The 22,733-nt window shown below is 58.0% G+C and carries 21 protein-coding genes, 1 pseudogene and 1 other annotated feature; of the genes and pseudogenes, 14 read left to right on the forward strand and 8 right to left on the reverse strand.

The features are described from left to right. Nucleotide 1 precedes the first annotated feature (1 nt). Together J8Z22_RS04345 and J8Z22_RS04350 are read right to left on the reverse strand one after the other, a co-directional pair. Nucleotides 2-1,264, reverse strand: coding sequence for an HlyC/CorC family transporter (locus tag J8Z22_RS04345; protein ID WP_028113989.1), 1,263 nt, complete (start codon nucleotides 1,262-1,264; stop codon nucleotides 2-4). Between the two features lie 77 nt (nucleotides 1,265-1,341). Continuing rightward, nucleotides 1,342-2,127 (reverse strand): inner membrane protein YpjD, encoded by a 786-nt coding sequence (locus J8Z22_RS04350; protein ID WP_028113988.1) that lies wholly within the window; start codon nucleotides 2,125-2,127, stop codon nucleotides 1,342-1,344. A gap of 254 nt (nucleotides 2,128-2,381) precedes the next feature. Here J8Z22_RS04350 and ffh point away from each other — a divergent pair, with 254 nt between their 5' ends. From ffh to tyrA, 7 genes are all read left to right on the forward strand, one after another. Further along, nucleotides 2,382-3,749, forward strand: coding sequence for a signal recognition particle protein (ffh, locus tag J8Z22_RS04355; RefSeq protein ID WP_252009009.1), 1,368 nt, complete (start codon nucleotides 2,382-2,384; stop codon nucleotides 3,747-3,749). A gap of 161 nt (nucleotides 3,750-3,910) precedes the next feature. Continuing rightward, nucleotides 3,911-4,162, forward strand: coding sequence for a 30S ribosomal protein S16 (gene rpsP / locus J8Z22_RS04360; protein WP_028113986.1), 252 nt, complete (start codon nucleotides 3,911-3,913; stop codon nucleotides 4,160-4,162). Between the two features lie 19 nt (nucleotides 4,163-4,181). Further along, a complete protein-coding gene (gene rimM, locus J8Z22_RS04365; RefSeq protein ID WP_252009012.1) occupies nucleotides 4,182-4,712 on the forward strand; it encodes a ribosome maturation factor RimM in 531 nt (176 codons plus the stop codon). Nucleotides 4,713-4,729: 17 nt separating this feature from the next. After that, nucleotides 4,730-5,479 carry a tRNA (guanosine(37)-N1)-methyltransferase TrmD gene (gene trmD / locus J8Z22_RS04370; protein ID WP_028113984.1) on the forward strand — a complete coding sequence of 250 codons (750 nt, stop codon included), beginning with the start codon at nucleotides 4,730-4,732 and terminating at the stop codon, nucleotides 5,477-5,479. Nucleotides 5,480-5,511: 32 nt separating this feature from the next. After that, nucleotides 5,512-5,859 (forward strand): 50S ribosomal protein L19, encoded by a 348-nt coding sequence (gene rplS / locus J8Z22_RS04375; RefSeq protein ID WP_028113983.1) that lies wholly within the window; start codon nucleotides 5,512-5,514, stop codon nucleotides 5,857-5,859. A gap of 210 nt (nucleotides 5,860-6,069) precedes the next feature. Next, entirely contained in the window at nucleotides 6,070-7,146 is a 1,077-nt protein-coding gene (locus J8Z22_RS04380) for a 3-deoxy-7-phosphoheptulonate synthase (RefSeq protein ID WP_028113982.1), read from the forward strand. After that, entirely contained in the window at nucleotides 7,146-8,285 is a 1,140-nt protein-coding gene (gene tyrA / locus J8Z22_RS04385; protein WP_028113981.1) for a bifunctional chorismate mutase/prephenate dehydrogenase, read from the forward strand. Before J8Z22_RS04380 ends, tyrA begins: the two co-directional genes overlap by 1 nt. 65 nt (nucleotides 8,286-8,350) lie before the next feature. Here tyrA and J8Z22_RS04390 read toward each other — a convergent pair whose 3' ends face one another. The 3 genes and pseudogenes from J8Z22_RS04390 to hpf all read right to left on the reverse strand — a co-directional run bounded on the left by J8Z22_RS04390 (nucleotide 8,351) and on the right by hpf (nucleotide 12,123). Further along, on the reverse strand, nucleotides 8,351-10,225 hold the full coding sequence (locus J8Z22_RS04390) for a methyl-accepting chemotaxis protein (protein ID WP_252009015.1): 1,875 nt from the start codon (nucleotides 10,223-10,225) through the stop codon (nucleotides 8,351-8,353). 130 nt (nucleotides 10,226-10,355) lie between these two features. Next, nucleotides 10,356-11,495, reverse strand: a pseudogene (locus J8Z22_RS04395) (chorismate mutase); the annotation flags it as partial. A 37-nt stretch (nucleotides 11,496-11,532) separates the two neighbouring features. Further along, nucleotides 11,533-11,658 (reverse strand) — a sequence feature (Phe leader region). 114 nt (nucleotides 11,659-11,772) lie between these two features. Next, entirely contained in the window at nucleotides 11,773-12,123 is a 351-nt protein-coding gene (hpf, locus tag J8Z22_RS04400) for a ribosome hibernation-promoting factor, HPF/YfiA family (protein WP_252009018.1), read from the reverse strand. 298 nt (nucleotides 12,124-12,421) lie between these two features. Here hpf and J8Z22_RS04405 point away from each other — a divergent pair, with 298 nt between their 5' ends. Beyond that, entirely contained in the window at nucleotides 12,422-13,042 is a 621-nt protein-coding gene (locus J8Z22_RS04405) for a cytochrome b/b6 domain-containing protein (RefSeq protein WP_252010450.1), read from the forward strand. Between the two features lie 49 nt (nucleotides 13,043-13,091). On the opposite strand, the gene J8Z22_RS04410 is transcribed toward J8Z22_RS04405, so the two are convergent. Then, nucleotides 13,092-13,550, reverse strand: coding sequence for a cytochrome c (locus tag J8Z22_RS04410; RefSeq protein ID WP_028113977.1), 459 nt, complete (start codon nucleotides 13,548-13,550; stop codon nucleotides 13,092-13,094). Nucleotides 13,551-13,730: 180 nt separating this feature from the next. Between J8Z22_RS04410 and trpR the strand changes: the two genes are divergently transcribed. The 4 genes from trpR (at nucleotide 13,731) to J8Z22_RS04430 (ending at nucleotide 16,716) form a co-directional block, all read left to right on the forward strand. Then, nucleotides 13,731-14,018, forward strand: a complete 288-nt coding sequence (trpR, locus tag J8Z22_RS04415; RefSeq protein WP_028113976.1) for a trp operon repressor — start codon at nucleotides 13,731-13,733, stop codon at nucleotides 14,016-14,018. 23 nt (nucleotides 14,019-14,041) lie between these two features. Further along, a complete protein-coding gene (locus tag J8Z22_RS04420; RefSeq protein WP_252009021.1) occupies nucleotides 14,042-15,298 on the forward strand; it encodes an amino acid permease in 1,257 nt (418 codons plus the stop codon). 162 nt (nucleotides 15,299-15,460) lie between these two features. Continuing rightward, nucleotides 15,461-15,694 carry a hypothetical protein gene (locus J8Z22_RS04425; protein ID WP_028113974.1) on the forward strand — a complete coding sequence of 78 codons (234 nt, stop codon included), beginning with the start codon at nucleotides 15,461-15,463 and terminating at the stop codon, nucleotides 15,692-15,694. Between the two features lie 167 nt (nucleotides 15,695-15,861). Continuing rightward, nucleotides 15,862-16,716, forward strand: coding sequence for a universal stress protein (locus J8Z22_RS04430; RefSeq protein ID WP_028113973.1), 855 nt, complete (start codon nucleotides 15,862-15,864; stop codon nucleotides 16,714-16,716). A gap of 64 nt (nucleotides 16,717-16,780) precedes the next feature. On the opposite strand, the gene slyD is transcribed toward J8Z22_RS04430, so the two are convergent. Then, complete coding sequence (gene slyD / locus J8Z22_RS04435) at nucleotides 16,781-17,368, reverse strand: peptidylprolyl isomerase (RefSeq protein WP_035416051.1); 588 nt, start codon at nucleotides 17,366-17,368, stop codon at nucleotides 16,781-16,783. A gap of 110 nt (nucleotides 17,369-17,478) precedes the next feature. Continuing rightward, nucleotides 17,479-19,176, reverse strand: coding sequence for a bifunctional isocitrate dehydrogenase kinase/phosphatase (gene aceK / locus J8Z22_RS04440; protein WP_252009025.1), 1,698 nt, complete (start codon nucleotides 19,174-19,176; stop codon nucleotides 17,479-17,481). A gap of 189 nt (nucleotides 19,177-19,365) precedes the next feature. Here aceK and J8Z22_RS04445 point away from each other — a divergent pair, with 189 nt between their 5' ends. Both J8Z22_RS04445 and thrA read left to right on the forward strand, forming a co-directional pair. Then, on the forward strand, nucleotides 19,366-20,046 hold the full coding sequence (locus tag J8Z22_RS04445; RefSeq protein WP_252009027.1) for a tRNA/rRNA methyltransferase: 681 nt from the start codon (nucleotides 19,366-19,368) through the stop codon (nucleotides 20,044-20,046). Between the two features lie 236 nt (nucleotides 20,047-20,282). After that, complete coding sequence (gene thrA, locus J8Z22_RS04450) at nucleotides 20,283-22,733, forward strand: bifunctional aspartate kinase/homoserine dehydrogenase I (protein WP_028113970.1); 2,451 nt, start codon at nucleotides 20,283-20,285, stop codon at nucleotides 22,731-22,733.

Genomic DNA, 22,733 nt, shown 5'->3' on the forward strand with positions numbered 1-22,733 from the left:
GCTATTTAGGTTCTATTCGGACTGTGGTGACCATACTCTCGTTGGCCTCCAGTACCTCGATTTGGTAGGGGCCGATGGACAGGCTGGTGTGCTCTTTAGGGATATCTTCCAGTGCTTCCAGCACCAGGCCATTGAGGGTCTTAGGGCCATCGGTAGGGAAGTGCCAGTTCATTTCCCGGTTCATGTCACGAATGTTGATGCTGGCGTCCACCTGATAGCTGCCGTCGTCCTGTTTGCTGATCTCATCGCTGATGGCGGGCTGCAGTCCGGTGGTGAAGTCACCGACGATCTCCTCGAGAATGTCCTCCAGCGATACCAGCCCCTGAATGTCACCGTACTCATCCACCACCAGCCCCAGTCGCTCCTTGGCACGCTGAAACTTCAGCAGTTGTACATTCAGCGGCGTGCCTTCGGGGACGTAATAGATCTCTCGTACTTCTCGCAGCAGGGTGGCCTTGTCCGTTACCCCCTGCTCCCTGGCCATCAGTCGCAGCAGATCGGACAGATGCAGGAACCCGACCACATCGTCGATGTTATCCCGATACAGCAACACCTTGCTGTGGGGGCTGTGGGTCAGTTGCTTCATCATGGTCTTAAAGTCATCGTTGATGTCGATGGCATACAGCTCATTGCGCGGCACCATCACATCCTCGACGGTGACTTTTTCCAGATCCAGAATCGACACCAGCATCTCCCGGTGGCGGCGTGGGATCATGGCGCTGGCCTCATTGAGGACCGAGCGCAACTCGTCGGCAGACAGGTCGTCGCCATCGCCACGCAGGGTGCGGACCCCGGCGACGGAGAGCAGGGCATTGCTGATGCTGTTCACCAACCACACCAGAGGGTAGAACAGGGTCATCAATGGCCGCAGTATCACACTGTTGGGGTAGGCCAGTTTTTCCGGGTACAGGGCTGCCAGGGTCTTGGGGGTGACTTCGGCGAAGATCAGTACGATGAAGGTCAGGGCCCCGGTGGCGACCGCTGGGCCCCAGGCACCGAACCAGCGCTGACAGACGATGGTGGCCAGCGAGGCCGCGGCCAGGTTGACGATGTTGTTGCCGATCAGGATCAGGCCGATGAGTCGATCCGGCCTTTCCAGCAGACGTTCTGCCCGTCGGGCTCCCTTGTGCCCCTGTTGGCTCAGGTGTCGCAGCCGGTACCGATTCAGCGACATCATCGCCGTTTCGGTGCCCGAGAAGAAGGCGGAGAGGAAGAGTAGGACAGCCAGCACTATCAGCAGGCTGTCGGTGGATATGTCGTCCAAGAGGTGGCAATCCTTTATGTCGGTTAAGGTCCTAGAATTAGGAAATGGCCGCCCCGTGTCAAGGGCGGCCGCGGGCATTAACCGATGAGCAGTTCTCGCACCAGGCGGTTGCCGAAGTAGGCCAGGGTCAGCAGAACCACGCCGGTCATGCTGTAGATGATGGCGCTACGGATGCGCATGCCGCGGGTACGGTGGCGATACAGCATGGTGCCGTACACCAGCCAGGCCGCCGAGGCGAACACCGCTTTGTGGGCCTGACCGCTGCCGAAGAACCCCTCCAGGAAGATAAACCCGGTGGCCAGGGCGAAGGTCAGCAAGGCAAAGCCGATCATGATCAGGTGATACAGTTGTTTCTCTACCGTCATTAGCGGCGGCAGTGGTGACTCCAGCATCAGCTTACGATCCTTGAGGCGGCGGTTGATGCTGGCCAGTTGAATGGCGTACAGGGCGGCGATGAAGAACACCGCGTAGGACAACAACGAGGTGCCCACGTGAGTGAACAGCGCCGGATCGTTAAACAGATAGCCTTCATTTTGCGGCAGCAGCACCATGCCGGCGGCCCCGAAAATGCCACAGATGTATACTGCAGGCACCACCACAATCACCTTGATGCGTGGCAGCATCAGGGTAATGGCGGTTGTGATCATCAGCATCACCAGAGAGGCGGTGTTCACCAAGCTGTAGTGTTGGCCGCCGCTCTCGAGAATCATGGGCGTCAGGGCGGCGCCATGACTGAGGACCCCGACGGCGCCGGCAATGGTTGCCAGCTTACGGTTGGGGCCGTCTGAGTGCAGCAGCTTGCTGGCAACCAGATAAAAGGCCACGCCGTAACCCAAAATCGCGCTGATGGCAAAAAACTCCATAATGCCTTGTTCCTCACCTATTGCATCGTTAATTCAGTGGGTAATTACCCTATTTTCTCAAGCTTATCATGCACTATTAAGTTTGGGCAGCGGTTGAAATCGCATTTTCGGTGCTGAATTGCATTTTGTTTGGCCCGGATCAAACTCGGCCCTGACCTCGGTGAGTGCTAGACCCGTGCGCCGGGGTGGGTTTGTGTTTGTAATCGGCACGCCGTTATAATGCGGTGACTCCCCATTAACCGATGCAGCAGGCGATGTTCCAGAATCTATCCGAACGCTTAGGCCAGACGCTGAAAAATATCAGCGGCCGTGGTCGTCTTACCGAAGACAACATTAAAGACACCCTGCGCGAAGTGCGCATGGCGTTGCTGGAGGCCGACGTGGCCCTGCCCGTGGTCCGCGATTTCGTTGCCAAGGTGCGCGAACGGGCCGTGGGCACCGAGGTGTCCAAGAGCCTGAGCCCAGGCCAGGCTTTCATTAAAATTGTTCAGGGTGAACTGGAAGCGGCCATGGGCCAGTCCAACGAAGCCCTCAACCTGGCCAGCCAGCCACCGGCGGTGGTAATGATGGCGGGCCTGCAGGGTGCCGGTAAAACCACCAGCGTGGGTAAACTGGCCAAGCTGTTGAAAGAGCGAGAAAAGAAATCGGTACTGGTGGTCAGTGCCGACGTCTATCGTCCGGCGGCGATCAAACAGTTGGAGACTCTGGCTACCGACATCGGGGTGGAGTTCTTCCCGTCCGACGTCAGCCAGAAGCCGGTCGCCATCGCCAATGCCGCGGTGGAGCACGCCCGTAAGAAATTCATCGATGTGGTGATCGTCGATACCGCCGGTCGTCTGCACGTCGATGCCGACATGATGGACGAGATCAAGGCGCTGCATGCCGCCATCAATCCGGTGGAGACCCTGTTTACGGTTGATTCCATGACCGGTCAGGATGCGGCCAATACTGCCAAGGCGTTTGATGAAGCGCTGCCGTTGACCGGGGTGATCCTCACCAAGGTGGATGGTGACGCCCGTGGCGGTGCCGCCTTGTCCATTCGCCACATTACCGGCAAGCCGATTAAATTCCTCGGGGTGGGTGAAAAGACCGATGCCCTGGAACCCTTCCATCCAGATCGGGTGGCGTCGCGCATCTTGGGGATGGGGGATGTGCTGTCCCTGATCGAAGAGGTGGAGCGTAAGGTCGATAAGTCCCAGGCAGAAAAACTGGCCAAGAAGATCAAGAAAGGGGAGGGTTTTGACCTGACTGATTTTCGTGATCAACTGCGCCAGATGCACAACATGGGTGGCATGATGGGCATGCTCGAGAAGATGCCCGGTGTCGGCCAGCTGCCTACCGAAGCCCTGTCTCAGGTGCAGGACGACAAGATGACCAAGCGGATGGAAGCGATCATCAACTCCATGACGCCGGGGGAGCGCGCTCGCCCCGACATCATCAAGGGATCCCGTAAGCGTCGCATCGCCGCCGGCTCCGGCACTCAGTTGCAGGACGTCAACCGGTTGCTGAAGCAGTTTACCCAGATGCAGAAGATGATGAAGAAGATGAAAGGCGGCGGCCTGAAGAAGATGATGCGCGGTATGGGCGGCATGTTGCCCCCCGGAATGAAGATGCCTCGCTGATAATTGCCGTCTTAACAGCTGCTACACTCCAGTGTGGTGGCTACAAACCCGTCGAAATGGTTGCATTGCGGATGCATTCAGGTAAAATCGGCGGGCTTTCTACCTTGGGGCCCCTGCGGCCCCAATTCTATTGCTATAAACACCATTAGAGGAATTACCGTATGGTAACCATTCGTTTAGCTCGTGGCGGCGCCAAAAAGCGTCCGTTTTACCAAGTGGTTGTTGCCGACAGCCGTATGAAGCGCGATGGCCGCTTCATCGAGAAAGTTGGTTTCTTCAACCCAGTTGCAACCGGCCAAGCTGAAAAGCTGCGCCTGGACCTGGCCCGTGTAGATCACTGGGTTGCACAGGGCGCGTCTCTGTCTGACCGTGTTGCTACTCTGGTTAAGGACGCCCGTAAAGCTGCGGCTTAATGGGTATTGGTAGGGTAAGTTGATGAGTCAGCAAGAACTAATGTTAGTCGGGCGCCTTGGCGCACCTCATGGCATTCGGGGCTGGTTGAAGATCACCTCCTTTACCGATGATAAAGAGGGTATCTTTGAGTACCGTCCTTGGTTGATCAACCATGGTGGTCAACAACAAGAAGTAAAAGTGGTGGATTGGCGTCGTCAGAATAACGGCCTGATTGTCCGCTTGGAAGGGATTGAAGACCGCGATGCGGCCTCGTTGTACACCAACAACGACGTCTCTATCTTCGCTCACCAATTGGCTGAGCTGCCGGAAGACGAGTTCTACTGGCGCGATCTGATTGGCTGTAAAGTTGTTAACCAGCAAGGCTACGACATGGGAACCGTTTCCGGAATTCTGGAAACCGGCGCCAATGACGTACTGGAGATCAAGGCGAACGCAAAAGACGCCTTTGGCAAACGGGAACGTATGGTCCCCTTTGTCCCGGAACAGTTCATCATTGAGGTGAACACATCCGAAAAACACATTACCGTTGACTGGGATCCCAACTTTTAATGGCACAACCGAACGCACTGTGGTTAGGGGTAGTTACCCTGTTTCCCGAGATGTTTCGTGCCGTAACCGAGTTTGGCGTTACTGGTCGCGCCGTGAAAAACGGCTTGCTTGGAGTGCAGACGTGGAATCCTCGCGATTTCACCCATGATAAACATCGCACTGTGGATGACCGGCCTTACGGCGGTGGTCCTGGGATGTTGATGATGGTGCAGCCCCTGCGTGATGCCATCCGTGCGGCGAAAGCCGAAGCGGGTGATGAGGCCAAGGTGATCTACCTGTCGCCTCAGGGTCGTCCCCTTACCCAGTCGGGTGTGGAGGAGTTGGCCGGCAACAAACGCCTGGTGCTGGTGTGTGGTCGATACGAAGGTGTCGATGAACGCATCATCCAATCGGAAGTTGATGAGGAGTGGTCCGTTGGTGACTACGTTCTCAGTGGTGGTGAGCTGCCGGCGATGAACTTGATCGACGCCGTATCCAGGCTGGTGCCTGGGGTGTTGGGCAAGCAAGCTTCGGCAGAGCAGGACTCTTTTTCGGAAGGTCTGCTGGATTGCCCTCATTACACCCGTCCGGAAGTTCTGGACGGTCAGCAGGTTCCGCAAGTGTTATTAAGCGGCAATCATGAATCAATTCGGCGTTGGCGCCTGCAGCAGTCCCTTGGACGCACTTGGCAGCGACGACCCGAGTTACTTGACAACCTAGCTCTGACTGACGAGCAGGCCCAGTTGCTTGCAGAGTTTGCCGCCCAACAGGGGCAGGACGAGCGTTAGAGTTTTCAGTTTAATCTAGGAAGAGAGACATTATGAGCAATATCATCAAGCAGCTTGAACAAGAGCAGATGAAGCAGGACGTACCTGCATTTGGCCCTGGTGACACCGTTACCGTACAGGTTCGCGTAACCGAAGGTAACAAAACCCGTCTTCAGGCTTTCCAGGGCGTAGTTATCGCTAAGCGTAACCGTGGCCTGCACTCTGCGTTCACAGTTCGCAAAATCTCTAATGGTGAAGGCGTAGAGCGTGCGTTCCAGACTCACTCTCCGCTGGTAGAAAGCATCAAACTGGAGCGTCGTGGTCGCGTTCGTCGTGCCAAACTGTACTACTTGCGTACACGTACTGGTAAGGCGGCTCGTATCCGCGAGCGTCTGGGCTAAATTTTATTTAGTCTCGAAGCAGGAAAAGCCCGCCTTTATGGCGGGCTTTTTTCGTTTTATAACCCTTTGAACACGAATTTGCTCACAGATGAGCATTTACTTGCATCTTCACAGTAGACAAGGCACATTGAACTCAGGCCGGCAGCACCGGTTGGGTTCACAAACCTATCGTTAATAAGCCACAGATAGGTACTACTTGGAGAAGCAGTAATGCAAAAGGACAGTATTTACAATATCCACATTCAGTCCGAACAGGTCCTGACTACCCCTGAGCAGTTGAAACAGCAGCTGCCCCTCTCCGAGCAGGCTTATCGATATATTAACGGCGCCCGCGCCAAGGTCGCCGACATCGTACACAAGCGGGACAACCGACTGCTGGTGGTAACCGGCCCGTGTTCCATTCACGATGTGGCCTCGGCCAAAGAGTACGCCCTGAAGCTGAAGACCCTGCACGACGAGCTCAGCGATCAGATGTACATCCTGATGCGAGTGTATTTCGAAAAGCCGCGCACCACCGTGGGCTGGAAAGGGTTGATCAACGATCCGGACATGGACAACTCCTTCGATGTCGAGAAGGGGCTGCGCAATGCACGTGAATTGCTGATCTGGCTAGCGGAGCTGGGATTGCCGGTGGCCACCGAAGCCCTGGATCCCATCAGCCCTCAGTACCTGGGGGAGTTGTTCTCCTGGTCGGCCATTGGTGCCCGCACCACCGAATCTCAGACTCACCGGGAGATGGCCTCGGGGCTGTCGATGCCGGTGGGCTTTAAAAATGGCACCGACGGCAAGCTGGACGTGGCCATGAATGCGTTGCAGTCCGCCGCCAGCGGCCACCGTTTTATGGGCATCAACCAGGCCGGGCAGGTGGCGTTGATGCAGACTCAGGGCAACCCGGACGGTCACGTGATTCTGCGGGGCGGCAAGCAGCCAAACTACGACTCGGTCAATGTCGAGCTGTGTACCCGCCAACTGCATGAGGCGGGGCTGACTTCCCGCCTGATGGTGGATTGCAGCCACGGCAACTCTTCTAAAGATCACCGCCGCCAGCCCTTGGTGGCACAAAACGTCTTCAACCAGATTCAAGAGGGCAACACCTCGATCATAGGCATCATGCTGGAGAGCCACCTGAAGGCGGGCAATCAATCCTCGGAGCTGCCGAAGGAGGAGATGGAATATGGGGTATCCATTACCGATGCCTGCATCGATTGGGACGACACCGAGCAGCTGCTGCGCCAGGGTGCCCGGGAACTGGCGCCAATCTTGCCGACGCGCTTTGGAGGTCAATGATGGCAGAACGAAGCAGTCAGGAACTGGACCGGTTGCGGGACCGCATCGACGAGGTCGATAAAGAGCTGCTGACGTTGTTGCGTCGCCGCCTCGATCTGGTGGGCGAGGTGGGCAGCATCAAGCACGAGCAGGGCCTGCCCATCTACGCGCCGAAGCGGGAAGCGGCGATGTTGATGAAGCGTCGTGAGGAGGCCACCCTGATGGGAGTGCCTCCGCAGTTGATCGAAGATCTGCTGCGGCGCATCATGCGCGAGTCTTATGCCAGCGAGAATGACGTCGGCTTTAAATGCATCAACCCCGATGTCGGCCCCATCGTCATCGTCGGCGGTGCCGGTAAGCTGGGAACCCTGTTCAGCCAGCTGTTCCGCCTGTCCGGCTACGAAGTACGGATTCTGGATAAGGACGACTGGCCCAACGCCGATGCCATTCTCGATGGTGCCGGAGTGGTGGTGGTCAGTGTGCCGATTCACCATACCAATGCGGTGATTGCACAATTGCCTGAATTGCCACCGGAGTGCGTGCTGCTGGATCTCACCAGCATCAAACAAGCGCCGCTGGCGGCCATGCTCGGTAAGCATCAGGGGCCGGTGGTCGGCTTACACCCGATGTTTGGCCCGGACTTGTCCAGCCTGGCCAAACAGGTGGTGGTGGTTTGTCATGGCCGCGACGAAGCCCGCTATCAGTGGTTGCTGGAGCAGATTCGCATCTGGGGCGCCCGAATCCATGAAGCGTCGGCGGCGGAACACGATCAGGCGATGCAACTGGTGCAGGCGATGCGCCACTTTACCGCCTTTGTGTATGGCGCTCACCTGCGCCGGGAGCGGGCGGATCTGGATCAGCTGTTGCAATTCAGTTCGCCTATCTACCGCCTGGAGCTGGCGATGGTCGGTCGCCTGTTTGCACAGGACGCCAAGCTGTATGGCGACATCATCTTCTCTCAGCCAGATACCCTGGCCCGGGCCCGGCACTATATGGACCGTTATCAGGAAGCATTGAAGATGCTGGAGCATGGCGACAAAGCCGGCTTTGAGGCTCAGTTCAACGACATCGCCGACTGGTTTGGTGACTTCGCCAATCAGTTTCAGAGTGAAAGTGGCAACATGTTGCTCAGCGCCAACGACAACCGCTCCGAGGGCTGAGGCCCAAAAGATCCAAAGTCACCGAATCAACACCGGGCCCTGGCCCGGTGTTTTTGTTTCTGCCGTTACAGCCGGTAGTGCCGAAGTTGCTGATCCAGCGCCGCGGCCAATTGCTGCAGCGAGCGGCTATTGTCACTGCTTTGCTCACCGGCGGCGATGGCGCTGTGCAACTGCTGCTGGCTGTCGTTCACCAATTGCTGCACCTGCTCGGTGAGACTGACTTGGCTCCGGCAGCGCTCCGCCACTCGATCGCTGCTGTTGAGAATGCCGGTCAGGCCCTGCTCCAGGCTTTGCAGGGCGTCGGCCAATCGCCGAACCCGCTCATCGGCGCTGTTGGCCTGAGCGGTGGACAGTCCCATGGCGGTGACCACCTCGGCAGTGGTGGAGGTGACGTTTTCGATCATCCGCCGAATCTCCGAAGTTGAGCCGGCGGTGCGAGTGGCCAGGGTGCGAACCTCATCGGCGACCACCGCAAATCCTCGCCCCTGTTCGCCGGCCCGGGCAGCTTCGATGGCGGCATTGAGGGCCAATAGATTGGTTTGTTCGGCAATCTGGGCAATCTCACTGACCACCGAGTCGATCTGTTCGGTGGTCTTATCCAGCTGGTCGGTGATGCTGTGAGCCTGATGGATACGCGCACTCACTCCCTCGACCTCGAGACGGGCATCGGTCATCAGCGACAGCCCCTGTTGCATCTGATGTTTCAACGTCTGGACTCGATCCACATCGTGACGAGTCTCATCGGCCATCTGCCGGGCGTGGTGCGCCAGGTGGCCATTGGCATCCTGAATGTTGGCCAGCATCGCATCCTGGCGGCCGGTAGCCTGACAGGCATCGGTCGCGGCTTGCTGCATCTGCTCACTCTGCTGACGAACGGCGCCGGTGGCGTGATGGGTGTCGGTCACCAGGGTTCGGGTGGCCTGTGCCAGGGCGTTAAACTGACGGCCAATTTCGTTGAGTTCATCCCGACCGCTCAGCGTGATGCGGGCGCTGAGGTTGCCCTGGGCAAACTCGGTGGCGGCGTCACGGGTGGCCTCCACCATGGCGGTCATCTGTCGATAAAAGCCTGTCATCAGCCATACCGCCATCAGCAGTGACAGCGCCAGCAGGCCGGATTGCAGCCACAGGCTGTGTTGAATGGCAGCTCTGGCGTCGGTTAATTGCCGTGCGATAAGGCCATCGAGCTGCTCGTGGGTGGCACTTAGGCGTTGCAGTAACGCCGTTTGTTGTTGCGGCGCCGATAGGCTGGGGTCAACCTCATCGGCATCGATGAAATGGCGTTGCACCCAGTCCAGGTATTGGCGTATCTGCACCGAGGGATCCAGGTGTTGCCAGCGATCGGGCCTGGCCTCGGCGGCGAACCCCATGGCGCCGTTCAGTCCTTTGAACTTACGGTTCAGGCGTTCGAGCTGGGCACTGAGAGCCAGGTATAGCTCTGGGGTAAAGCGCCCCTGTTGCTGCAGTGCCCGTATCAGACCGCTCAGCTGCGCCAACTCCAGTTGCCAGCTAACGTGGCCGTGGGACCACAGTGCCAGGGCCATGGGGTCGTCGATAAAGGTGGCGAGGCCGGCTTGGTTGGTCTGGCCAGACAGCCATTGAACGACGGTGTCCACGTCGGTGATCTGGTCACTGCTGAGCTCGGTGTTAAGCGGCTCAGGCATCGACGCGGCTGCGGCTGGTGTGGCGGGCAGAGGGGCGTCACTGAAGCGCGCCAGTTGGCGAGCCTCATCGAACCGCCATCGCTGCTGCCAGTACGGCTGCAGTGCCAGCAGCTGTTGGCGGGTGCTCTGTGCTTGTTGAATGTGCTCAAGCTGGGCCAGTTTTTGGGTGGCAAAGGGCAGCAACAGTGCCAGTAACGGCAGCAGCAGCAGTAGAGTCAGTAGCAGGATCTTGAATCGAAAGGTAAGTTGCGCCATCAGGCGCTCGGCCAGAGCAAACATGGCATGCCGTCCTTGGAAAACTGTCAGTGCAGAATAGACCGGTAACCTGGGCTGGCTATTTCATTGAAATGAATGTTTTGAATAAAAAAAGCCGCCAGATGGCGGCCTGTGTTTACATGCTGAGTCACTCCAGCTCGGTGGGCATGATGCGCTCGCTCTGATAACAGCCGAGAATCTTGATGAAGCGGGTGATGGGCACCAGCTCTGCCAGGGCTTGCTTCATATTATCGCTGTTGATGTTGGCCTCAATGTCCAGGTAGAACATCTCCTCCCAGGGGTTGCCAGGAATCGGCCGGCTGGTGAGTTTGCTCATGATCAGGCCGTTGTTTTTCAGCACCAGCAGCGCGTCCACCAGGGCACCGGCTTTCTGGCCGGTGGCCATAATCAGGGTGGTTTTAGCCGGTACCTGAACCGGTACGTCTTTGGCTTTACGGGACACCAGAATGAAGCGACTCTCATTTTCCGCCTGGTTGGCCAGTTTCTCCTGGCGGGGCTCCAGGCCATACAGTTCGCCGCCGGCCTTGCTGGCAATGGCGGCGCGGGTGGGGTCCTGGCTGTCTTTCACCTGCGCCATGGCGTGGGCGGAGCTGGCGCAGTACTCCAGCTTGACGCCATGATACTGCCGCAGGTGATTGCTGCACTGGGAGATCACCTGGGGGTGGGCATAGATGGTGGAGATGGCCGACAGATCGGCGCCAGGCAGGGTCAGCAGACAGTGGCCGATGGTTTCGGTGGTTTCGCCGACGATCTGCAGGTGGGTCTGCTGAAGCAGGTCATAGACTTCGTTGATGGAGCCGGAAGAGGTGTTTTCGATGGGCAGAATGCCGTAGTCCGCATTGCCGCGCTCCACCGCTTGCACAACGTCATCAAAATTGGGGCAGCCCAGCTCCACCAGTGAATGGTCGCGGCGGGCAAAATAGCCGTGGGCGGCAATGTAGCTGTAGCTGCCTTTGGCTCCAAGGTAGGCGACGGTGACCAGATCCTGAGAGGTGTTCTGTTGTCCCTGCAACCAGGCTTGTTGGCGCAATACCGAGTCTTCAATAATGGTTTGAAATAGCCGCACTACGTACTGGGCGTCCAGCCCCTGCTCTTTGCCCAGGGCGACCAGTTTCTCCAGCAGTTGTTGCTCCCGCTCCTGATCCCGTACCGGTTTCAGGTCAATCTCTTTGCTGCGGGCCACATTCAGTGTCAGCTGGCGACGCTTGGCCAACAGGGACAGCAGTTCGCCATCGACGTTGTTGATGTCGGTTCTGATTTTATTTAGGTCCATCTCATCCTCGGTTTAGTGAGCCCATGGCGCGGCTGATACAAAAAAGCCTCCCCGGCTGGGGAGGCTTGCTTGGGTTGGTTACTTTCTTTTTGACACCCGAGTCCCGCCTCCCTATTTGGGGGGTGTAAAAAAGAAAATAAACAGGTCGTGCTGTGGCAGAGTTTGCATGGGCTTACACTAGCGGCTTGTTGGTGCGGTTGTCAATAAACCAAAAGCGCCAGCTGTTTGCCGGCGCCACTCCTTTCCTATGTGGGTCGAAACCTCAACCCGGGGTCGTTCAGGCGGCGGATTCCGCCTCTTCTGCATCTACCTCGATTTCGATGGCGGCAGGCTTGATATGACGCTTGGACTGGTCTTTGTGAGTGTGTCGATTCAGTTGACGTTCCAGGCGTTGTCCCATCTGGTTGATGGCGTTGTACAGGTTCTCATGAGACGCTTTGGCAAACAGTTTACCGCTGGGAATGCCCATAGAGGCTTCAATCTGAAACTCGGGTCCTTCTTGGGTGATGATGACATGGGGGGTAATCAGGTTGACTTCATGACGCTCCAGTTTCTCAAACCGGCTCTCGATGCGCTCACGAATGGGGTCGGTAACGGTGAGGTGTTTGCTGGTAATTTCAATTCTCATAGAGTTCCCCTTCTGTTAACCCAAAATCAGGTTCAACTTCAGACTACCCCTACCACTGGGCGCGGGTAAAGTGATCTCGATCACCTTTTTGGTGAATGCTGCAAACTTATCCAACCGGTTCAACTTAGGTTAAAAAAACCCACTTTTCTGCTTGAGGGATAACCGAAACAAGCGCATTATGGGTTGGATTTAGGGCGAAGGAGTGCCGCGGTTTGACTGTTAATTGACCGCATTTTTGAATCTCCTTGCCTGACCGGATTCCAAGGAGTTTATGGTGAAGGTTAAGATCTGGGATGGCATGGTTAGGCTGTTCCACTGGGGCTCAGTTGCGCTCCTGCCTCTGTGTTGGTTCACAGCCGAACAGGGGATGATGGAGTGGCACATGACCTGTGCATACCTGCTGATGGTGCTGTTGATGGTGCGCCTGTTGTGGGGATTCATCGGTACCACCACTGCCCGATTCAATCATTTCGTCCGCCGTCCTGGCGCGGTTCTGCACTACCTCTTTAATTGGCATGCCCATGAACGCCCCTACTTTGGTCATAATCCGGCCGGAGGCTATATGGTGGTGGTGATGATGCTGTTGCTGATGGCGCAGGTGATGACCGGTTTGTTCGCCACCGATGACATTCTGGCGGAAGGGCCGTTGTCGTCATCGGTCAGTGGCGCGTTGGCCGGGACCATGACCAGCCTGCACCACTGGTTCTTTGACCTGATTGTGGTGACCGTGCTGATGCACCTGTGTGCCATCGTGTTTTATCGAATCAATGGGGTCAATCTGGTGGAGGCGATGATCACCGGTTACGGCATGACCGCCGGCGGTCGACGCTCGAATGCGGTGGCGCCCATCTGTTGGCTGGTGCCCTTAGTGTTGGTGGGGGGAACCGTGCTGTATTGGCTGATACTGCCGTTATGGTGAAGCAATCACTTACCGACAAAGGGCTGCCATGGGCAGCCCTTTGTGGTTATCAGTCCTGCTTGAACTGATCGTGGCAGCTTTTACAGGCCTTGCCGGTGGCGCCAAAGGCTTGTTTGATCGCCTTGGCGTCGCCGCTGCCACTGACTTTGGCCAGGTTGGCAGACGCGCTCTGGAACTCTTTGGCGATCTGATCGAACTTGGCGCTGTCGCTCCAGACGGAGGCCAGGGCTTCGGTATCCCCTTTGTTGGATCCCGGTACTTTGAACGCCTCAAAGGGGATCTGGCTCAACAGAGACAGGTGCTGAGCCCGGCGCTGAAACGCGTCGGCGTCCATCTCTTTTTTCCCTTTGACCATGGCGTACATGTCACCAAAGTTCTCTTTGATCAGCCCAAAGGCGTGTTGCCGGTAGGCGATGGCGTCGTCGGCGCTGTTAAAAGCACCTTCGGCAATGGCGCTGCCACTGGTGGAGACGAGCAGGGCGGCCAACAGCATTGAACATCTTGTCATTGTTATGTTTTCCCTAAGTATGTTGTTCCGCTGTGAATAATAACGCCAAACCGCCCCTGTGACCAAGCTCTCGTTTGTGTCTGAAAGTGTCGTCGACTTCGCAGATTTTCGGAATGGCGTTCGCTTTTGTCCTGCTGTAACGGTGTAATGCTACGGCATTACATGTGGAGTAAACATTTTATGGAATCTGAGTATTGGGATAAGGCGCTGGAACTTATCGCTGAGCAAGGCCGAAAGGAATCTCTGGCGCCGTTGTTTTTGTTGCTGTTAACCCTGGATGAACGTGAAGCCATCGGTGCCCGATTGGCGGTGTTCCGGGCATTACTGGCCGGGGAGTTGACCCAACGTCAGATCGCCGCAACATTGAACGTCAGCATTGCCACCATCACTCGTTGCTCAAACACATTAAAGAATTTATCCGACGCGGAGCGGGATAGGCTGCAAAGCTTGATTCTCTCGGCACCATAACAATTAAAGAAGTGGAGTAACCGATGTCAGAAGTTGTATTAGCGACATCAACGAAATCGGCTTCACCCAGTGTTCTGGGTGGGGCGATGATCATTGCCGGTACGGCGATTGGGGCAGGCATGCTGTCCCTGCCAGTGATGAGTGCCGGCATGTGGTTTGGCTGGTCGATGATCATCCTGGCCATCTGTTGCTTCTGCTCTTACAGCTCCGCCATGTATCTGGCGGAGGCCAACATGAACTACCGCAGTGGCGCCAGTTACGCCACCATGGCTCAGGATACTCTGGGTAAGCCCGGAGTGATTGCCTCCCTGTGCTCTGTGGGGTTCGTCAGCTACATCCTTTGTTACGCCTACATCTCCGGCGGATCGTCGGTTCTGGCCTCTAGCCTCAATGCCGGCTTTGGCTTGTCTCTGGCCAACTGGCAGGCGGGGTTGATTTTCGGCATCGTGCTCGGTGGCATTGTGTTGCTGGGTTCCCGGGCGGTAGACCGGGTTAGCACCATCATGATTGGGGCCATGGTCATCGCCTTTATCACCTCCACCGGCATGCTGGCCTCCGAAGTCAGCGCCGACAAGCTGTTTCCGGCGGCGGGTATGGCAGACACTCTGCCCTACATCTGGCTGGGCATTCCGGTGCTGGCCATCAGCTTTGGTTATCACAGCACCGTGCCGAGCATTGTGAAGCACTACAACAAGGACATCGTCAAATCCCGTTCTGCTATTCTGGTGGGCAGTGTGCTGGCCTTGTCCATCTACGCGGTGTGGCAGTTGGCGATTCTGGGGACCGTCTCCCGGGATGACTTTGGTGAAGTGGTGTCCAATGGCGGTAACGTCGGTGCCCTGATTGCGGCCGTGGGCGATGCGGTCGATGGCAACCTCATCGATACCCTGCTGAGTTTCTTCGCCAAGTTTGCCCTGGCCAGTTCCTTCCTCGGGGTGGCTCTGGGTCTGCTGGATTTCGTTAAAGATCAGTGTGGCCTGGGGGACAGCCGTCGGGATACCGCCATCGCCGGTGCCATCACCTTTTTGCCGCCAATGATTCTTGGGGTGGCCATTCCCGATGGCTTTATTGTCGCCATTGGCTATGCCTCTCTGCTGGCCAGCATCTTCGTATTGATTCTGCCTTGCGCCATCGCTTTGGTGCTGCGTCGACGTGGCCAGAGTCAGTCATTCCGGGTGGCAGGCGGCAACGGCCGTCTGTACGGAGTACTGGGCTTCGGGGTGCTGGTGATGGTATGCGAATCGTTGGCGTTGCTGGGGATGTTGCCCGCCTTCCCGTAACGGCGATGAGTCTGCACACAACCCGGCCCTGGTGCCGGGTTGTGTCGTTTTTATGGCCGTGCACGGATGACCGCGGTATCGGTATTCATGAGCTGGATCTGGCTTAAGGGCGAAAAATGGCGCTACGCTTATTTCGAGTCTTTTTAATCGGAGAGCAATACCATGGATTATGAACCGGGCAACATCAACTATCAGGGTAAGGACAGCGGTGTTCATCGTTGGCAGGTGGATGAGAAAACCACCCTGTACTGGCATCCGGACTGGCTGCACATTGCCGAAGACATGACCGGCCTGCACAAGCGCGCCGATCTGGAGTTGAAGCCCGGTGAGCAAGCCAGTGAACAGCACGCCCACGAGGCGGTGCAGAAGGTTGCCAAAACCCTTCGCGGCGAGTAAGCCGTCTGCGCGCGCCCCCGCTTCGGGGGCGCCTTGTCATGCTCCTCTGAGTTGGTGCCAGACCTCGTTCGGTGGAAAAAACATCAAAAATTCTGCAAGTTGAAACCCAGCCATGTAGGCTAAAGAGAGGGAATTGCTCTTTTGGTCTGAATCAATGGGGGGGCACTATGCAGAAGTTATTGATTGTTGCACCGGAAAAGGAACAGCAGTTTGATGCCATCAACAAGGGGCTGGAGCTAGCCCAGGCCCTGAGCGCCAAGGCCGAGGTGGTGGGCTATTGCTATGAACCTTTGTCGGTCATGGAAGGCACGCCCGAAGAGGTGGTCAATGGCATTAAGTCGGAATTGATGGCCAGCCGCAGTGCCGCTCTCAGGCACAGGGTGACCGCCCTGGGGCAGAGCGTACCGACCACGGTGCGCTGGGCCAAGGGCATCGCCGATGACATCTGTGAGCTGGTGAACAACGGCTTTACCATGGTGGTGAAGGCCTACCGGCAAAGTGACCATCTGCTGCCCACCGATTGGCACCTGATTCGTCGAACCCGGGTGCCGCTGATGCTGCTGACCGATCACCAGCCGGCTCAGGGCCAGGATGTGCTGGCGGCGTTGGATTTGGGATCCGGGAGTGAGGCCAAGCAACGGCTGAATCAGCAGGTATTGCATGCGGCCAGAGAGTTGGTTAAGGCGACTGGCGGCAAACTGCACGTGGCCTATGTGATTCGCCTGTCCAGGGTGGTTCGGGATCTGGAGATCATCGACACTCGCCACCTGCTCAAGGAGGTGTATCGCAAGCATGGGTTGCTGCTGGAGTCCCTGGCATTGCCCAAGGAGCAGATTCATGTGCAGGTGGGGGACGCCAGTGAGTGTCTGCCGCAGTTGGCGGCGACACTGGGCGTCGGCTATTTTGCCATCGGTGCCAGGCAGCGCCGGGGCTTGCTGGGATTTGTTATCGGAAATACCGCCGAAGCGATTTTGCACCGCATGCGCAGCCACCTGCTGGTGGTGCCCGGTACCGAGGGCTGAATGACGCTGGAGCAGCCATAAAAAACGGCAGCCGAGGCTGCCGTTTTTTTCAGGTCAGTTGGGCTTAGTGACAGCCACAACCGCCCTTGCCGTGATGGCCTTCGCCGCCGCACTCGCCGGTGCCGCCGCAGCATTCGTGGTCGTCGCCCTTGTCTTCACCAGAGCAACCACCGCCACAGCAACCGCCTTCGGCGTGCAGGTGACCGTGAGCGATCTCCTCTTCGGTGGCGGCGCGAACCTCAACCACTTCGACATCGAAGTTCAGGGTAACGCCAGCCAGAGGGTGGTTACCATCAACCACAACGGTGTCGTCCTTGACTTCGGTCACGGTGACCGGAGTCGGGCCCTGATCGGTTTCTGCCATAAAGCGCATGCCAGGAGCGATGTCTTCGACACCGGCAAAGGCGGCCATAGGCACTTCCTGCTTCAGGCCGTCCTGGTAAGGACCATAGGCTTGCTCAGGGGCGACGCTAACGCTCATCTTGTCGCCAGCGGCTTTGTCGTTGAGTTCCGCTTCCAAACCCGGGATCAGGTTATTGGTGCCGTGCATGTACTGCATAGGCTGGCCATCAAAGGAATCTTCGATCAGTTCACCGTCACCATCACGCAGGCGGTAGTGCATGGTTACTACGGTATTCGCAGCAATTTTCATCCGGGTCTCCAAAACAATTCGGTGTGAAAGGCCCAAATCATACGGATTTCACCGTCCCGGCACCATGATTGAGCCAACATTTTTGCCTTTGAGCCCGCTGTGGCTGGCATTTACAGTCGACAGGACTCTCGATAGGGGCGGATCTCCGGGTATTGGCCGTCGCGAATCTGTTGTTGCAGAGTCTGCCAGTAGCGGGCATCCAGCAGATCCCGGTGTTGGGCCATAAAGCTCTTGCGAATGGCTGGCCGCCCCAGAAGGAAGCGGCCGAACTCCTCCGGAAAGATGTCCTTGGGGCCGATGGAATACCAGGGTTCGGCCGCCATCTCATCTTCCGGGTAGCGGGGTTCGGGGATGACTCGAAAGTTGCAATCGGTCATGTAATCGATTTCATCGTAATCGTAGAACACCACCCGGCCGTGGCGGGTGACACCGAAATTCTTAAACAGCATGTCACCGGGAAAGATGTTGGCCGCCGCCAGTTGCTTGATGGCGTGGCCGTACTCGCCAATGGCGTGATGAATCTCCAGGTCTTCGGCACCGTCCAGAAACAGGTTGAGAGGGGTCATGCGTCGCTCGATGTACAGGTGGCGAATGATCACCCGGTCGCCATCGAGCTCCACCTCGGACGGCGCCACTTCCAGCAACTCCTCCAGCAGCGCCGGACTGAAGCGGTGGCGGGGAAAGGCAAAATTGCGAAACTCCTGAGTGTCGGCCATGCGACCGACCCGGTCGTGCTCTTTAACCAGGTTGTATTTCTGCTGCACCTCCTCCTTGTTGCTCTCCTTCGGTGGGGCAAACCGATCCTTGATCAGCTTGAACACCACGTCGTAGGAGGGCAGGGTGAAGACGCTCATCACCATCCCCTTGATCCCGGGGGCAATGACAAACTGATCACTGCTGTGATTGAGGTGGCTGAGGAAGTCCCGATAGAACTCGGTCTTGCCGTGTTTCTGCAGGCCGATGGCACTGTACAGTTCGGCCCAGGATTTGTTGGGCATCAGGTGGCGCAGGTAGCGCAGCAGCGCCGCCGGCCGATCGGTGTCGACCATGAAGTAGGCGCGGGTGAAGCTGAAAATCACCGAGCAGTCGTCCTGGCGCGTAATGGCGGCATCGATGCTCAGACCGCCTTCGCCATGGCGAATCGGCAGAATCAGCGGCGATTCACCGCGGCGGCCGATGAGACGGCCAATCAGGTAGGCGCCCTTGTTGCGGTAGAACACCGGTTTCAGAAACTCGACGTCGTGGGCGTCGATGCGTTGCAGCAGGGTCGCCAGCCGTCGCTCGAGTCGAGTCAGATCGGCGTCCAGATCGGCAAATTTCAGCTGCAGCCGGGCATAGCCAATGGCCTTTCTGAATGCGGCTGTGGGGTCGTGGCGCAGGGCAAACCGATAGCACAGCAGGTGGGGGGCGAAGGGGGCACGGCGGGCGCAACTGGTGTGGATATACAGGTGTTGGTTGTCCAGGCCCCGGTGCCGGAACAGCCGGGCAAACACCGAGTTAAAGAAGGTCTCAGCCAGTTCCGCTTGTGGGTGCCCCTGCAGCAGCTGGCTGTATTCGGTCTTGGTGGCCCGCCACAATTCGGTGGAGATGGTGGGGCTGTCCAACTGCCGCATCAGCACCGCCACGGTTTCCGAGACTCGGCGGCTGTAGTAGCGTATTCGCTCTTTCTGAGCCCGCTGAACCCCGTGCCAGTCGGCATTGAGAAAGCGTTCCGGTGCCCCGGCGTTGATGCGGGAAAACAGCCGGTAATGCTGGTCAAAGCCGGTTAAAATTCGATAGGCGATCCGTTTGGGCGTTCCCTGATCCATGCTGGTACTCCTGTAACCCACTCAAAGTTGGCGCTGTCCATCGTCCACTCTTTAACCTAACTCATTCATTCGTTGATGACTATTCGGCTGTACTCTGCGTCAGATGGGTATTTGTGGCGATGCCATCAAGCTTAGGGCTTGCCTATGGTGAGGATTTCGCTACTCTGGCGGCAAACGCGAGGAGAGATTGTGGAACTGACTTTTATTCTGGTGGCGCCCGCCAGGGGCGAAAACGTCGGGGCGGTGGCCCGGGCGATGAAAACCATGGGCTTTGAGCGCCTGAGAGTGGTGGCCTCACAGGCCCACCTGAGCGATGAGGCCAGTTGGGTGGCCCATGGCAGTCAGGAGATTCTGAGCAATGCCACCCAGCATCAAACGCTGGCCGAGGCGGTGGCGGATCTGGATCTGGTGATCGCCAGTACTGCCCGTCGTCGTGGGGATAAGCGGCCGTTGTATACCCCGGCCCAAGCGGTCACTCAGGTGCAGCAACTGGGAGCGGCAGTATCCCGGGTCGGGCTGGTGTTTGGCTGCGAGGAATCCGGCCTCAGCAATGCGGATCTGGCGCTGGCGGATCGCCTGACCACCATTCCGCTGGTCAATACCTATCCGTCGTTAAACCTGGCCCAGGCGGCGATGTTATACGCCTATGAATTTTCTCAGCTGGCGCTGCCCGAGCCGCAGGGGCAGGCGGAAGTGCCACAACTGTCGGCACTGAAACGCCGGGCCATAACCCTGATGAATGACTTGAGTCTCGATGACGATGATCCACTGCGGCTGTGGCTTCAGGACACACTGGGGCTGGCGAATCAACGGGATGTGGCCATGGCCCACACCTTGATCGGCGACATCAACAAGGCGCTGAAAAAATAACCCTTGACTCAAGGGGGCCATCTGAGCCAAGTTAAAAGGACAAGTTTTAGGAGTTTATTCAGAATACTATGCTAATTCACGCGGCTCTAATCACAACCATTACTGTGATTACTGGCACCGGTACCGGTGGCGGGGCGGGCTGATAGTATCTGGATAGACACCATCCGAATATTAGAAAGCCCGCTCCCTGAGCGGGCTTTCTTCGTTTCAGGGTTAGGGCATACAGGAGAGGCACGATGAAGGTGATGAAGTTTGGGGGTTCCTCCCTGGCCAATGCAGAGCGGTTTGCTCAAGTGGCACAACTGGCACGAGACAGCGTCGAAGGGTTTTCCCTGGCATTGGTGCTGTCGGCTCCTCAGGGGGTGACCAACGCCCTGGAGAAAGCGGTTCGTCAGGCGGTAGCCGGTTTTGATGACCAGTTGCTGGCACCGGTAGAGGACAAACTGAATCAGCTGAGCCAGGGAGCCGAACTGAGCCTGGATGCCCGTGAAGCACTGCAGCAACTGTGGAAACAGGAGTTGGAGCTGGTGGCGCAGAAGCTGCAGGGGGTGTCATTGCTGGGTCGCTGCCCGGATGAGGTGGTCGCCGAGGTGATGGTGGTGGGCGAACGCCTGTCGGTGCACCTGATGATGGCACTGCTTGAGGGGGCCGGTGAGCGCTGTGCCCTGCTGGAGCCCCGTCGTTACCTGGTGGCCCGCGGTGAGGCGCTGGATGCCCAGGTGGACATCGAAGCCAGCCGTCAGCGACTGGCGTCGTTGCCGGTGGGGGAGTACCGCTTCTGGGTGATGCCTGGCTTCACCGCCTGCAACGAGCTGGGGCAGACCGTGACCCTGGGGCGTAACGGCTCCGATTACTCTGCGGCGGCACTGGCGGCCTGTTTGCACGCTGACAGTTGCGAGATCTGGACCGACGTCGACGGTGTCTACAGCGTCGATCCCCGCTTGGTGCCCGATGCCCGCCTGCTCACCGAAATGAGTTACAAGGAGGCGATGGAGCTGTCCTACTTCGGCGCCAAGGTCCTTCACCCCCGAACCATTTCTCCCATCGCTCAACATCAGATCCCCTGTCGCATTCGCAACACCCTCAATCCACAAGCTCCGGGCACCCTGATCCATCAGGATGGCGCCGGCAGTGATGCGGTCAAGGCGGTCAGCCACCTGGCGGATCAGACCATGATCAGCGTCTCCGGCCCGGGGATGAAGGGCATGGTTGGCATGGCTTCCCGAGTGTTTGAGGCCATGAGCCTGGCGGGAGTGTCCGTGAGCCTGATCACTCAGAGCTCATCGGAGTATTCCATCTCCTTCTGCGTCGAGCAGGCGGATCAAGAGCGGGCGGTGCAGGCCCTGGAAGAGACCTTTGCCCTGGAGCTGAAGAGCGACATGCTCGATCCGCTGGAGCTGATGCCCCACCACGCCATCATTACCCTGGTGGGCGATGGCATGAAGACCCGCAAAGGGGTGGCGGCGCGGTTCTTCCGCTCCCTGGCGCAGGCCAGCATCAACATTGCCGCCATTGCTCAGGGCAGCTCCGAGCGAGCCATTTCGGCGGTGGTGGCCAATGAGGATGCGGCGGCCGCCATGCGCATCTGCCATCAGAACTTCTTCGACAGCCGGTTGTTTGTGGATGTGTTGCTGGTGGGCTGTGGCCAGGTAGGCGCCGAGTTACTGAGCCAGATTCAGCAACAGCAGCAGGTGCTCAGTGACCAGCATGTGGCCCTGCGAGTCTGTGGCATCGCCAACTCCCGCACCATGTTGCTCAATGCTCGAGGCCTGGATCTGAAGGATTGGCGCGATCAACTGGGTCGCTGTGACGAGCCGATGGCGCTGCAGGCGCTGTTTGATTTTGCCCATCACGCCAAACTCACCAACCCGGTGTTGGTGGACTGCAGTGCCAGTGACGCCCTGGCGGAGCGCTATCTGGATGCCATGAACGCCGGACTGCATGTGGTGACCCCCAACAAAAAAGCCAATACCGCGTCCATGGCGTATTACCAGCAACTGCGCCAGGTGGCCCGCAAGCAGCGGCGCCAGTTCCTGTATGAAACCAATGTCGGTGCTGGCCTGCCGGTGATCGACAACCTGCAGGGGTTGATTCGGGCCGGTGATCAGCTGCACAGCTTCGGCGGCATCCTGTCTGGCTCGTTGTCCTACATCTTCGGACTGCTGGAGGAGGGGATCAGCCTGTCTCAGGCCACGGCCCAGGCTCGTGACAAGGGCTTTACCGAGCCGGATCCCCGCGAGGACCTTTCCGGCCTGGATGTGGCCAGAAAGGTATTGATCCTGGCCCGGGAAGCCGGCCTTGAGCTGGAGATGGATCAGATACAGGTGGACAGTGTGCTGCCGGCGGCGTTCGATGCCAGCGGCGATACCGACACCTTTATGGCTAACCTGCCCAAGGCCGATGCCGATGTGGCCGCCCGGGTTGCTGCCGCCCGCGCCGAAGGCAAGGTGCTGCGCTACGTGGGGGCCATCGACGATGACGGCGGCTGCAAGGTCTCGGTCCAGGCGGTGGGGCCGGAGCACCCGCTGTATGCCATCAAGGGGGGGGAAAATGCGCTGGCGTTCTACAGTCGCTACTATCAGCCGCTGCCGTTTGTACTCCGTGGCTACGGCGCCGGTACTGCGGTGACCGCCGCCGGGGTGTTTGCCGACATCCTGCGCACTCAAGCTTGGCAGAAGGAGGCGTAA

The sequence above is a fragment of the Ferrimonas sp. SCSIO 43195 genome (assembly GCF_023716685.1).
GTDB lineage: Bacteria > Pseudomonadota > Gammaproteobacteria > Enterobacterales > Shewanellaceae > Ferrimonas > Ferrimonas kyonanensis.

Coding starts and splice junctions, on each gene's coding strand:
- J8Z22_RS04350 (WP_028113988.1), bottom strand. CDS start 2,127: ATGGAGTTTTTTGCCATCAGCGCGATTTTGGGTTACGGCGTGGCCTTT.
- ffh (WP_252009009.1), top strand. CDS start 2,382: ATGTTCCAGAATCTATCCGAACGCTTAGGCCAGACGCTGAAAAATATC.
- rpsP (WP_028113986.1), top strand. CDS start 3,911: ATGGTAACCATTCGTTTAGCTCGTGGCGGCGCCAAAAAGCGTCCGTTT.
- rplS (WP_028113983.1), top strand. CDS start 5,512: ATGAGCAATATCATCAAGCAGCTTGAACAAGAGCAGATGAAGCAGGAC.
- J8Z22_RS04380 (WP_028113982.1), top strand. CDS start 6,070: ATGCAAAAGGACAGTATTTACAATATCCACATTCAGTCCGAACAGGTC.
- tyrA (WP_028113981.1), top strand. CDS start 7,146: ATGGCAGAACGAAGCAGTCAGGAACTGGACCGGTTGCGGGACCGCATC.
- J8Z22_RS04390 (WP_252009015.1), bottom strand. CDS start 10,225: ATGTTTGCTCTGGCCGAGCGCCTGATGGCGCAACTTACCTTTCGATTC.
- hpf (WP_252009018.1), bottom strand. CDS start 12,123: ATGAGAATTGAAATTACCAGCAAACACCTCACCGTTACCGACCCCATT.
- J8Z22_RS04405 (WP_252010450.1), top strand. CDS start 12,422: ATGGTTAGGCTGTTCCACTGGGGCTCAGTTGCGCTCCTGCCTCTGTGT.
- J8Z22_RS04410 (WP_028113977.1), bottom strand. CDS start 13,550: ATGACAAGATGTTCAATGCTGTTGGCCGCCCTGCTCGTCTCCACCAGT.
- trpR (WP_028113976.1), top strand. CDS start 13,731: ATGGAATCTGAGTATTGGGATAAGGCGCTGGAACTTATCGCTGAGCAA.
- J8Z22_RS04420 (WP_252009021.1), top strand. CDS start 14,042: ATGTCAGAAGTTGTATTAGCGACATCAACGAAATCGGCTTCACCCAGT.
- J8Z22_RS04425 (WP_028113974.1), top strand. CDS start 15,461: ATGGATTATGAACCGGGCAACATCAACTATCAGGGTAAGGACAGCGGT.
- J8Z22_RS04430 (WP_028113973.1), top strand. CDS start 15,862: ATGCAGAAGTTATTGATTGTTGCACCGGAAAAGGAACAGCAGTTTGAT.
- slyD (WP_035416051.1), bottom strand. CDS start 17,368: ATGAAAATTGCTGCGAATACCGTAGTAACCATGCACTACCGCCTGCGT.
- aceK (WP_252009025.1), bottom strand. CDS start 19,176: ATGGATCAGGGAACGCCCAAACGGATCGCCTATCGAATTTTAACCGGC.
- thrA (WP_028113970.1), top strand. CDS start 20,283: ATGAAGGTGATGAAGTTTGGGGGTTCCTCCCTGGCCAATGCAGAGCGG.